This window comes from Paenibacillus sp. 2TAF8 (assembly GCF_052114825.1).
GTDB lineage: Bacteria > Bacillota > Bacilli > Paenibacillales > Paenibacillaceae > Paenibacillus.
Genome location: NZ_JBFRFN010000025.1, coordinates 72,898 through 84,966, shown reverse-complemented (window position 1 = coordinate 84,966; position 12,069 = coordinate 72,898). Strand labels below are relative to the sequence as shown.

Below are 12,069 nucleotides of genomic sequence, written 5' to 3'. Positions count from 1 at the left end.
TGCTGCTGCTGTTCCACAAACCCGTTTACAAATCGGCCTAACAAATTCAGAGCCGAAGGCTTGAAGGAGCCGATCTGTGGCACGCTTCCGATGAGACCTGTGGCAACGGCAGCGATACCCATACCAACGGCTGCCTGAGCAACACCGCCCCCTAAAGCACCCATCACCGGAATCATTGCTGTGAGAGCCAGCGCTGCTCCAACCAAGGATACATCCTTCGGGCTTGTCATCGAAGCTTGGGTCACTGCTGCATCCGCGGCTGCGGCCTGAGCCGCTTCGTACTGCTCTATGGGCATCAGCGGTGGCTCAGGCTCGGGTGGCAGATCCGCTACATGAACAGGTGCTTTGTTGCTCCCCTCCTGCTGCAACAGACCCGCTCGAACGTTGGCCTCCCCATCCAAAATAAAGCTGCCCCCACCACCAAGCAACCAGATCGCTTCTGGAGCCGTGGCTTCAATCTTCCCAGCCGCAAGCAGAATGTTGCTTCCTTGAATCGATAGATTCCCTGGACTGTTCAATACGACACCCTGATCATTCAAGGTAATCGATAAGCCTGATCTGGCCTGCAGCGTAACCTCCTCAGGCGACATTCCGATCGAACTTCCGGCAGGATGCCCCCAGACTTTATGGTCTGTCCCTCCGTTAGCGGAACGTTTGCCCTCTGAGATGGAATGACGAATGTACGCCCCGGATTCCAGGCTGCTCGGAAAATATAATTCCACCGTATCCCCGATCTCCGGCATGATGTATAGTCCACTATGTCCTTCCGCAGCATAGGCTGGTGCTACCGGATAGGGACAGGCGGCACCTTGTGCCATGGGGCCCTCGTCGATGGGCAATTGGATCTGAACGTGATCACCAATCACCCAGGTCACCTCGCCATATAATGACAAGCCAATCAGATCGGACAGATTACATCTGGGTACGCGAATATGCTCTTCCGGTATCAAGCGGTAGGTTGTCATAAGCAGCCCCGACTCCAGCTGTGAATGAGCATACACCACGGTCAGCTCTTTACCATTCGGAAGTTCAACCCTGTCTCCCAATGCGTAAGTCTCGGGACTTGCCAGCGTGTACTGTAACAGACCTTGTGTACCTCTGGAACCCTGAACAATATATCGTTCCTCCGTTCCAGAGCTATGCCAGTCCATTCCAGCGAGTTCCTTGCGAACCTGATAAGGCTGGTCTTCTGACCACCTCCACACCTTCCCCGATGGCAACCCGATAAACAGTTTAGGTGATGCGGCCGTGATTTCGGGCACCAGCACTGTGCCGAACCTTGAGGCAAGCCGGCGCAGGAACATCCAATCGCTCTCTTTATATTGTAATACAAGTCCACTTAATTGGGTATTTTCGGTAACTTGATCTATGACATCTGAGTATCGATAAGACTTCATAATGAATTGAATGAGTTCTTTGAACGTCCACCCTCTGTTTTGAAAGGCTCGTTCCTCCATTCGGATATCCATTTGATAGGAGTTAGATAAAGCTTCAAGCTCAAATCGATAGACCCCTCCCGACAGATGAACCGATAGCGAGATCATTCCCCCGTGAAAGAGCCTCCTCACCGATCTGCCATTTTCATCGACTTGTCTGAGTACAATCGGTTCCCCCTCAGCCTGTACCTGAAGAATGTTAGGTCCATCCTCTTCCGGAATGATACCGCTAACGTAAAGTTTCGCATGCTCGTTCACCTGACGGGTAATCTGTACACCTTCCAGCCTCTGTGCACGATAGGGCCAATATAAACGGAGCTGCTCATACCCAATCTGGTCGAGTTTCTTTCCCCTGTTTTCACTCATCGTTAAAAGTCCAATTGCTGTCCGTCGTTCTCTATGACGATATCTCCGCCATACAGACACTTGTGCGTACAGTGACTGAGCAGGGCAGCTTTCCCTTCCACCTTAGTATCACCCTTTCCGTGAAGCCAGGGCATCGTCAGCACGGGAACACATGGTGCTTTTTTTACTCCATAGATATCAACCATCGTACTTGCAGCTACCGCAGGATTAAGCGGGTTGGAACAGTTGCCAAACGAGCCTATATGAACACCTGGGACATAATCCTCAACGGTCATCTTTGCCTTCCCCTTGATGTATACGCCATGGCTGAACGGTATCTTCAGGCGTGTGCGCTGTGTCCCGCAGCTACATTTAAGAATTGCACCTGCAACGACATATCCTTTAGCGCCTTCTCCAGCTGCATGAATCTGAACATCCTGATCTCGACTTTGCGCCATCCTAACCTCTCCTTTCTAATTTGTGTGCTCCAGTTCCAATGGAATGAATTGCACTCCTGTGACATCTCGTCGCAGAATGCTCTCCGCCAACGCCAGATTGACAACGATCACAGTTTCTCGCAGCTCCATTAATTGAAAAAATGGTGCCTCGGAGAATTCCGGTTTCAGTACAATTCGCTCCAGCGTCCCATCTATACGGCGACGGGTATGGGGGGATAACACGTTTGCAAGTGCAGGAGGGTGAATAGCCCAGTATGTCTCCTGTGTCATACGCTTCGTGTCTGTTAATACAGCGGCCCTTCGTATGAGCTGTGGACAGTACAGCATAAGTATTTCAAGTAATTGATCTGAAACCATTGGAAGCGGGTGTTCCAAATAATCCGTATAATCCACATGGAGCCCGCTTCGCACATACAGATTCATAGCGGTATATTCACTGCCAGAATCATGAAAAGCCTGATTCCAGGCCCTGCGCTGCAATTCCCCGACAGGCTCTGTCTCGACGCGGTTTATCCATCTGGGGTCGGTCATTAGACGAAAGTATCGGATAACGGCATCCTCCTCTCGCCCTCGTCAAAAATTGCCCCCTCCACATCAGCACCTTCCCATAACGTATTGGTTAGATTCGCTCCACGGAATACGGCTCCACGAAGACTGGCCCCACGAAAGTCTGCACCCGAAAGGTTCGAATTCTCGAAGTTAAGCGCATCATAAGCAGGTCCCTGAGCTAATCCTTCCGGATGCCCCGCTTCCCCTATGATCTCCCTGAATACGGCTCTTTCCAGTGAGCAGCCGCTAAAATCCGCGCCATATAGAATGCTGCCAGTGAAATCGCTATCTTCAAGACTGCAATAGCGCCAGCGTGTCCCTATCAGAACACAGCGTTGAAAATCGGTAGAATGCAGATCAATACGTTCGAAGCGACTGTAACGAAAATCCAGATCGCTACATATCATATTGCTCATATCCACTTCCTGAAAATGCGCGTACATGACTTCCAGGCCGTCGCTTTCTTCCAATGCTTCACCAATCTCTGCAATGCTCCTGTTCCTTCCATCGATACGAAATACACACTCGCTGGCATCCAAATATTCTCCCACACGCACTTCGAATATCTGTTCTGTTTCCATAAGGGAGTGCCATTCAACATCCTCCAGCTCACGAAAGCAACGACGTATAAAATACACAAGATAACGATTCATCAATGCCGCTTCCCGCAGCATGATTCGATCCAGTTCTACCACTCCAACACTTCCTTGATAACGAGGGAGTTCCTCTCGTAATCCATTGAGCATCCGTTCAAGACACTCATAGGCCCATTGAGAAGAATAGAACGAACGGATGGGCGTTCGATCCAGCAACCATGAAACATCACAAGCCTCGACCAGGATGTTCATCGCTCCCCCATGAAGCTCTGTTCGCAGCATAGAATATTGAATGTAAGCGATCCCCCCTTTTGCTCCACGCTTCTGGGCATCGCTGATTTCCTGAATCAAAAGCCTGAAATGACTCAGAAAATCGGCTGTCAATTCCGTATGCCTTGTTTGCAGCGTATGCTGCAAATCATCCATAAGTCTGACCCGAGCTGGCTCCACCTGATGGGTATAAAAATGTAACAAAGATTCCTTGCGATCCATTGGAACTCCCCCTTCCGCCCTGCATGCCATGTTAGGTTAGTTGGCCTTCACTTCCGATCCGCTCATTTTAGCCTGACCGTCCAGCTTGAATGTTCCTCCCCCACCTTTGAGCAACAATTGTGAATCGGCAGATAACGTTATTTTCTTCCCGGCTTTGAGCGAGATATTGCCCCCGGCAGTCATCTGGACCTGCTGGTTTCCTATGATCTGAATGCCCTCGTTCCCGCTGAGACGAATGAACACCTCACCGTCTTTGCTACTAATGGAAATGGAGTCCGGGGTCAGCCTAATCTCTTTCCCATAAGGCGTACGGAAAATTTTGTGATCCGGTTTATTCAATTGGTTCGTTCCGGTTACCTTGTTATCCATACGGGGTGCTGCTGTCGCGTATGCCTCTTCTTCATCTTGCGTTGGAAAATAGACGGCCACCGGATCACCCACTTCAGGCATGACATACCAGCCTGTCTGACCCTCTGCGATATAAGGGGACTGATACAACAACCACAATGCTTCATTCTCCTGTTGTTGTTCGTCACAGTCCAGCTGAACTCTGACATGACCACCATGTACCGAAAGGATGCGACCCAGTAAAGAGCTTCCGGCAATAAACGGATTGTAATATGTCTTCTGCCTTAACCCTCTATGAAGGCTGAGTGCATATTGGTGCTTCACTATTCCTCCCACAAGCTCGGTATATGCTTCCGTCACATATAGACTTCTGCCCTGGAAAGTAATATGATGTCCAAGCTCCATCACCTGATCTGTCTCAATTTCGTATATAATGAAATCCGATTCGTTGACCTTTATTGATTCGTTTTCCGTAAAGTACATGAAGGGTGCCATGTTTTTGCGGATTGTAAAACGTGTATGGTCCAGATCAATTGAATTTCCGTGTTCAAAGACGCCAAAATAAAATTTGGGACTCTCAAACTGAGCCGCCGGCATCAAGCTGGTGTGAAATCGAGAAGCCAGTCTTCTGAGAAAAGCCCAATCCGTTTCTTGATACTGCACAGCAACCTTCCCGATCTGGCTTCCCCCCGTCCCCTCATCAATCACGTCCAGACCCGGATAATTCTGACCCAGCTCCTCAAGCAAATCAGGCAACTTCATTTTGACATTTTGAAAAGTACGTGTTCGTTTGGTAATGTCCATTCGGTATGTATGCGAGATGGCCTCCACTTGGAGTGTATAAACCCCTCTGACAACCTGTACTTCAACAGCTAGTGGAATGCCTTTAAACAGAGGCTTCTTGTTGCCCTCCTCATCCTTCTGCCACACTTCAATTGGGGTATTTTTATCCGTAACATCGACATAGCGATCCTTCCATTCCTCAGACACCATGCCCTTAAACACGAGCCGAGTGTGCTCATTCATTTTTTTCCGGATCGTCAGTTCTTGCAAATGCACCAGTTCATATGGTTCAATAATCAGATTCTCATAAGTCAAACTCATGTTGCCCATCTCCTTTCAACTTCAATGGATCGCAAACATTTGCGAGTAACTTTGGATAATAACAAAAAAACAGGACAATTATGGTTGTATATAACCAAAGTTGACCTGTTCACATGTAATGCAATTGTTTAGGATAATTCTACAGCTATTTATTATGACTATTTAAATAATTCTCTACAAACTGTTTATTCTTTTCTTTTTCAGGAAGCAAACCTAAATATTTATATTCAAAAATCATTTGTCTTTGAGTTGGGGTCACCTCTGAAGCTATTACGTCTTCATAATCATAATGAATTTTTAACTTACCAGGATGCTTTAATGTTAAGGTTAAATTTGTCCACGCCTCTTGATCATTGTCTATGAAAATTTGTCTTAATTCTTTAAATTTTGTTTGTAATTCTAATAATAAGTTATCATAAGTTTTTTCACTCAGTCTATATTTTTCAGGAATATCATGAGAGTATATAAACTCCTCATTCTCAGAAGTGTTGAAATAAAAGTATACCTCTCTGGATCCATCTAGTATTTCGGCGTACAAGTAAATCTCATTCCAGTTATCACTAGGTATCATACTTAGAATATCCTCTGCTATCATGGGATAAAGCTGATCCATCTGTAGCTCCATTATTCCTCTAACCTCCAATTTGATTCTCTATTGTAATTTTCTTTGTCCTACTCCATCTATCGGGTACTCTACAATCAAACTATCAATGATTAAACACATTTACATAAAAATTCAAAATATAGAGATCGTTCTATCACCAATTCTAGTACTTGTTTTCTATTTTCCACTTTGAACAAAACCTTCGTTTACCAAAGATCAAAATTGCTGGGTTTGAATACCCATTTTTCTCCTTCATCCACAGTGCAATCACGAATAAAATGAAACAACAACATTAATGCGAATTCTAATCTAGTATAGTTGTTACAGTCTTCTGTTCAATATGCTCTAATATTACCTTTCTGCGTGTATTAAGATCATTAAATTGTTCAAAAGACAACTTATCCTTTAGCTGATGATGACTCAAGTCTTTCAATTCTTTTAACAAATACTCTTTAGATTTATAAGACACCACTACATACGTTAATAATATCTCACCGTAAACTAGAACTATTATGCTTTTCAAAAATACCGAGATTCATTGTTGTTTCAAATTCGTTAAGTATCATCTTCTAAATAAGGATACTACTGTTTTACCGATATCCACCATCAAATCAGCTTACCTGAACGCTCTCTCAGAGTTTCTAATGCTATAAAAAAACACCATAATATAAGTATATTACTCATATTATGGTATTCGGTATGATTATTAAATAATATTCAAACACTACAGTGTTTCCACAAACTATTTTACAGAATCATCTGAATCTTTTCCTCATTTTTTTTGTTTCTAAATCTGCTTGTCTGATTGGTACAGGGAGTCTACTTTCCTTATTAATTAACGCTAATGTAAGGTCTGTAGCAGTATCGATATTTATCCAATTACCACAGGAGACGAAAATGGGCTTTACACTTTTATGTGTTCGTAATGCTCTCCCATAGATTTTGTGATTTATCACAATATCAGAGAAAGCCCCTTCTTCTTCATCGGGCATAATAAAATCAACCCCTTCAATTTTCAAGTAGCTTTTTGCAATACCTATTGTTGGTTTATTAAGATAGAAAGAAGCATGTGTCGCAATTCCCATATTTCGAGGATGCAAGTATCCATTCCCATCAAACATTATAATATCCGGATCTTTTTCTAAAAAAACAAATGTATTCATAATTAAAGGTAACTCTCTAAATGATAAATATCCGGGTATATACGGTACCTCGATTTCCGCTTTCAAAAACTTTGTCTCAACTACCTCTTTGCTAAAAAGATCAACGACACATATACAACATACTGCAAGTGTCTTTTCATTTTCCTCCCAGTATGCTAAATCGATTCCTGCAATTAATCGTATCTCATTCATACTAAAACTATTCTCCAACTTTATATTTCGAGACAAATCATTTTGCATTTTCTTGAATATTTCTATTGTGTTATTTTCCATCTTGCTCAGCCCATGCGTCATACTTATCTATCATTTCTTTTTCAAAAACACTCGGCTCAGTTTTTTCTGTTATTAATTGTCCTTCTACATCCCACTCTTTGTATGTTAGCTTAAAACCGTACTTGCATTCTGCAACTGATTTTATATTACCATCCTCATACCAACAAACAGATTTACCATGTACAGCGCCCTTAATCATTTGTTGAAAACTCTCAATTTTGCCGTCTTTATAAAATTCCACATAATCTCCCTCCGCCACACCATTCTTATAATAACTGTAATAAACCAAATTACCATTTTTATATCTTTCATATAAAAGACCTGATATTGGATTACCACCATCCTCTATAGGTTTATCAAATACTTCTTGCCCATGCTTACCAGAAAAACAAACCTCTCCTGCAAATTCTATCCCTTCTAACAACACTTCTTCTATGGAAAGAAGATTATAATCCAACATTTTCAAATTGCCTCTTTTCTTGTTGACTAAATACTGTTCTATTCAACGTATATTCAATAAAATAAAAAAAACATCAACAGCATTGCATCAGATACATGATGATCTACTAGACCACCTTGTACTAAAGTACAAGGAATTATCTAGGCGATTGAAAGTCATACTTTACACTCAAATGAACTGAAATATTCGCTTGCTAAAGCAATCTCAAGTTCGTGACTGAAACTCACTCTTCAATCTTAAATACTTCGTCGATTTTATCGTTTCCTTGCTCTTTCATGTATTCTTGACCATTTCTTACGTTTCTGCTCCTACTGTTCTACAAAAATACTCGGGTGCCCATAAATGTTTTAGATACGGAAAAATTTCACTTGAGACCGAGATAGATGGACTCATTAACAACAGATGAATATGTTCCTTCCCTACACTTCCCTGCAAGATGCCTATCCCTCTTCTTCACATTCTTGGAGAAACAACTCACGTGTTTTTATCGCCAGAGGACCTTTCGATACCTTATATCGATATTTAGTCAGCCAGATTACATGATACTTGATCTCATACACTGCGCGGCTGTTCCTTTTAGTATCCTTCCATACTCTCACCTCTGTAGTGAAAGTATTTCTAGATTTTTTTAAGGCTAAAGCGGTTACCGTCTAAATACAGTGGATTTAGACCTCACCCTTGGAAATTAAAAATCTTTCCCCCAAGTCTAAAACACAAAAAATGAATTATCACAATTATTCATCTTATTTTAATATGGTTTATAAATCTTTATTTTACATCGATCCAACCATAGACCCTTTTTTTATTTCCAGTCGGTGTCGCGCTGCATAATTACAATCCGTCTAAATCTGAGATAACGTTAAATCCTTTTAAAATATAATTGCAATGTGGGCACGTTTTAAAAGGTATATCCATTACAGGTTTTGTTGCACCTCCAGGTCTTATAACATATATGATTAGATCTTTAATACTAGAATTTGGATTAGCTAATAAAGCCTCATTAGCAGCATATACCTCAGCATGAGATCCTGAGCCATGTGTAAATTGGCTATATGAATCATATACATCTTTTGGCATATTTTTTATTCTTTCTTCAATAATTGGATGTAGATCTTTTGGTATATCTCCCTTTACGTCATTAATTGCTATATAAAACTTACCTGTATTCTTATCATATGAACCTGCAACTGCTGGACCTAATTGCTTATTCGTAAGCCCACTGTCTTTTAGCCTTTGAGCTTCTTCTATAACGTACTCCTTAAGATTTGCAACTTCTCTTGGTGTAAAATTCGATTTAATTCTATCTTGAGCATTTTCATCCTTCTCATCAGGACCTTCTTGATTATCCTTCGGTTTAGGATCATCATTTTCCTTTGGCTGTGGCGGCTTAGTGTCTTCTTTTAACTTAGACACATCTTTCTTCTTGGTTGAAGATGGCTTCCAGGTATTCACTTCATTCGGTGCTTTATTGTTAACCGGATTCGATTTCGAACTTTCTGGCTTCGGTGTTGCATCTTTCGGCTTCGCACTTGAACCGTCTGTGTCCTTATTCGAAGAGTTTGGTTTTGAGCCTGCTGGTTTTTCAGGCACGGCGGTTGAACCGGGTTTTACCGTCGGCTCCGGAGTTTCGGGCGCAGTCTTGGGAGGTTTCCCGGCATTGGAACCGACTCCATCTTTACCGCTGGTTTTCCATAAGGTGCCTGAACTTGGTTTTTTCGAATCATGATTCGATAAGAAGCCCCCCGGGACAATACCAACTCTCTGACTCTCTTCCCATTTTTTCTGAATAAATGACTTCGCTGTGGCTAACCCGTTACCTACACTCGTCTTCTTACTCGCCGCTTCCGCATTCTGGATGTTTCTCATCATCTGGCTGGTTGCCGAGTTCATCGCTGGGCTCTTAGACATACTCTTGCCACTGTACATGCTGCCCACGACCATTTGCACGCCCATACCGACTTGATTCCATTTGAGCATAGTGATCATCATCTGGGCATAGGAATCTGAAACAGGTTCACCTGTAAAGGGGTGAATCCCCAACTCAAACGCCTTAATCTGCAGTTGGTATATATCCTGCACAGGTTCCACGGGATGTGGGTCCTGTTTCAGCGTGGCATAATCCAGGCTACCTTTATCCTTCTCATACGCTTGCATGGCGGCATGGTCGCTATCCCCATTTTCGCCCACGGGCTTCCATATTTTCCATTCGTAATCATATGCCATACGGTAGCCCTTTTCCATGTTCGCCTGCTGTTGTTGATACACCCACTTTTTCTTAATCGGTTCAGAAATCTGATGGACGAACGTACTAATCTCCTGATGTTGCTGATGCAGTTTCTTAATAAAGTCTGGAAACGACGTCGCCGTAGACAATTCACGTGCTGCTGTCAGCACCTTGCCCAGTAAGTTGCGCTTGGCATCCTGCTCATCTTGCACGAATTGGGTGAACCCGGCTTTCAATCGATCTAGCAAGCTAAGCGCCGAAGGCTTGAATGACCCCACTTTCGGTACCCCCGAGATCACCCCCGCTGCTACGGCAGCAATACCTACGCCTTGAACTATTGCACCTACAGCTCCCCCAAGGGCACCGACGATGGGAATCATTGCGGTAATGGCTAACGCTGCGCCAAATAAAGACGCTTCCTTCATACTTGTTGTGGATGCCTGCACAGCGGCTTCCGTCTCGGCAGCCAGCGCCGCAGCCTGAGCCGCTTCATATTGCTCCAGTGGAATCAGCGGCGGCTCTGGCTCTGGAGGTAAATCAGCGACGTGCACAGGTGCCTTGTTGCTCCCCTCCTGCTGAATCTGGGCTGCTCGTACATCGGCCTGTCCATCCAGGATGAAGCTGCTCCCTCCGCCTATAAGCCAGATCGCTTCTGGCGAAGAACCCTGAATCTGTTCAGCTTCCAGCGTAATGTTGCCTCCCTGAATCGAAAGGTTACCCGGACTGGACAATATTACGCCCTGATCGTTAAGGGTAACCATCAGACCTGATCCGGCCTGCACCTTCACCTCCTCAGGCGACATACCGACCGAGGGCCCGGCAGGATGACCTATAACTTTATGCTCCGTGCCACCTCCAACAGAACGTTTGCCTTCCGGAACGGAATGGCGAATATACGCCCCGGATTCCAGACTCTCGGGGAAATACAGTTCTACGGTATCCCCGATCGCCGGCATCATGTACAGCCCGCTATGTCCTTCCGCTGCATAGGTTGGTGCTACTGGATATGGGCATGAAGCACCTTGCATCATGGGGCCATCGTCCATAGGTAATTGGATTTGTACGTGATCCTGTATCACCCGGACAACTTCTCCGTACAGGGACAGACCGATCAGATCTGAAAGCTCGCATCTCGGTGTACGCATCTGCTCTTCCAGCATCATACGGTAGGAGGTCATCAGCAGACCTGATTCGAGGCGCGATACAGCTTCAACGACCGTGAGCTCCCTGCCGTCAGGAAATTCAACCTTGTCACCCAGCGCATAGGTTTCGGCACTGTCCATCGTGTACTGTAGAATACCCTGATTACCCTTGGGACTTCGGATCACATATTTCTCCTCAACCTCTGAACCATACCATCGCATTTCTCCCAGCTCTTTCCGGACACGATAGGATTGATCTTGTGGCCATTTCCATAACCTTCCTGTCGGTAGACCAAAAAAGATCTTGGGTGAGGCAGCCGTCACTTCGGGAACTAAGAACGTGCCAAACCGGGATGCGAGCCTTCGCAGAAACATCCAGTCGGTTTCTTTATATTGTAAAACAAGTCCGCTTAATTGGGTATTCCCCGTTACCTGATCTATGACGTCAGAATATCGGTATGGTTTCATAATGAATCGGACAAGCTCTCCAAATGTCCAACCCCTGTTTTGGAAGGCCCGTTCTGCAATATGAATATCCATCTGATATGTATTAGATAACGCTTCGATCTCAAATCGATATATTCCTCCAGACAGATGAACCTTAAGAGACGTCATGACACCATGGAAGAGACGTCTTACAGACTTTCCTGCTTCATCAACTTGCCTGAGCACAATCGGTTCCCCTTCAGCCTGAATGCGAAGGATACCCGGACCATCTTCTTCAGGAATGACTCCACTGACGTACAACTTCGCGTGCTCGTTCACCTGACGTGTAATGCGTACTTCTTCCAACCATTGGGCCTTATATGGCCAATACAGGCGAAGTTGTTCGTATCCAATACGATCTTGTAGAACCTTTGTCAATTCGTCCATGG

General features: G+C 44.3%; 10 protein-coding genes and 1 pseudogene. All 11 read right to left on the bottom strand.

What is annotated here, in order from left to right; translation table 11 throughout:
- Positions 1-1,802: pseudogene (locus tag AB4Z30_RS25745) on the bottom strand (hypothetical protein); the annotation flags it as partial.
- Positions 1,803-1,804: 2 nt separating this feature from the next.
- The gene (locus AB4Z30_RS25740) at positions 1,805-2,239 is read right to left on the bottom strand and encodes a DUF4280 domain-containing protein (protein ID WP_441930281.1); all 435 of its coding nucleotides are present in this window, start codon (positions 2,237-2,239) and stop codon (positions 1,805-1,807) included.
- A 15-nt stretch (positions 2,240-2,254) separates the two neighbouring features.
- Positions 2,255-2,770: a hypothetical protein gene (locus AB4Z30_RS25735; protein ID WP_441930280.1), complete on the bottom strand. Its 516-nt coding sequence runs from the start codon at positions 2,768-2,770 to the stop codon at positions 2,255-2,257.
- On the bottom strand, positions 2,770-3,876 hold the full coding sequence (locus AB4Z30_RS25730; protein WP_441930279.1) for a pentapeptide repeat-containing protein: 1,107 nt from the start codon (positions 3,874-3,876) through the stop codon (positions 2,770-2,772). Before AB4Z30_RS25730 ends, AB4Z30_RS25735 begins: the two co-directional genes overlap by 1 nt.
- Positions 3,877-3,912: 36 nt before the next feature.
- Positions 3,913-5,328 (bottom strand): phage baseplate assembly protein V, encoded by a 1,416-nt coding sequence (locus tag AB4Z30_RS25725; RefSeq protein ID WP_441930278.1) that lies wholly within the window; start codon positions 5,326-5,328, stop codon positions 3,913-3,915.
- Between the two features lie 145 nt (positions 5,329-5,473).
- A complete protein-coding gene (locus AB4Z30_RS25720) occupies positions 5,474-5,953 on the bottom strand; it encodes an antitoxin YezG family protein (protein ID WP_441930277.1) in 480 nt (159 codons plus the stop codon).
- Positions 5,954-6,236: 283 nt separating this feature from the next.
- Positions 6,237-6,455: an Imm3 family immunity protein gene (locus AB4Z30_RS25715; RefSeq protein ID WP_441930276.1), complete on the bottom strand. Its 219-nt coding sequence runs from the start codon at positions 6,453-6,455 to the stop codon at positions 6,237-6,239.
- Between the two features lie 232 nt (positions 6,456-6,687).
- Positions 6,688-7,389 carry an endonuclease V gene (locus tag AB4Z30_RS25710; RefSeq protein WP_192269215.1) on the bottom strand — a complete coding sequence of 234 codons (702 nt, stop codon included), beginning with the start codon at positions 7,387-7,389 and terminating at the stop codon, positions 6,688-6,690.
- Positions 7,358-7,828 (bottom strand): toxin-antitoxin system YwqK family antitoxin, encoded by a 471-nt coding sequence (locus tag AB4Z30_RS25705; RefSeq protein WP_192269218.1) that lies wholly within the window; start codon positions 7,826-7,828, stop codon positions 7,358-7,360. The genes AB4Z30_RS25710 and AB4Z30_RS25705 overlap by 32 nt, the downstream gene beginning before the upstream one ends.
- Positions 7,829-8,268: 440 nt before the next feature.
- Positions 8,269-8,388, bottom strand: coding sequence for a transposase (locus tag AB4Z30_RS25700; protein ID WP_441930275.1), 120 nt, complete (start codon positions 8,386-8,388; stop codon positions 8,269-8,271).
- A gap of 271 nt (positions 8,389-8,659) precedes the next feature.
- Complete coding sequence (locus tag AB4Z30_RS25695; RefSeq protein ID WP_441930273.1) at positions 8,660-12,067, bottom strand: YwqJ-related putative deaminase; 3,408 nt, start codon at positions 12,065-12,067, stop codon at positions 8,660-8,662.
- Positions 12,068-12,069: the final 2 nt, after the last annotated feature.

Excerpts from the sequence above, each read along its gene's own strand:
- AB4Z30_RS25725 (WP_441930278.1), bottom strand. The coding sequence starts at position 5,328 with ATGAGTTTGACTTATGAGAATCTGATTATTGAACCATATGAACTGGTG.
- AB4Z30_RS25730 (WP_441930279.1), bottom strand. The coding sequence starts at position 3,876 with ATGGATCGCAAGGAATCTTTGTTACATTTTTATACCCATCAGGTGGAG.
- AB4Z30_RS25710 (WP_192269215.1), bottom strand. The coding sequence starts at position 7,389 with ATGACGCATGGGCTGAGCAAGATGGAAAATAACACAATAGAAATATTC.
- AB4Z30_RS25740 (WP_441930281.1), bottom strand. The coding sequence starts at position 2,239 with ATGGCGCAAAGTCGAGATCAGGATGTTCAGATTCATGCAGCTGGAGAA.
- AB4Z30_RS25735 (WP_441930280.1), bottom strand. The coding sequence starts at position 2,770 with ATGACCGACCCCAGATGGATAAACCGCGTCGAGACAGAGCCTGTCGGG.
- AB4Z30_RS25695 (WP_441930273.1), bottom strand. The coding sequence starts at position 12,067 with ATGGACGAATTGACAAAGGTTCTACAAGATCGTATTGGATACGAACAA.
- AB4Z30_RS25705 (WP_192269218.1), bottom strand. The coding sequence starts at position 7,828 with ATGTTGGATTATAATCTTCTTTCCATAGAAGAAGTGTTGTTAGAAGGG.
- AB4Z30_RS25720 (WP_441930277.1), bottom strand. The coding sequence starts at position 5,953 with ATGGAGCTACAGATGGATCAGCTTTATCCCATGATAGCAGAGGATATT.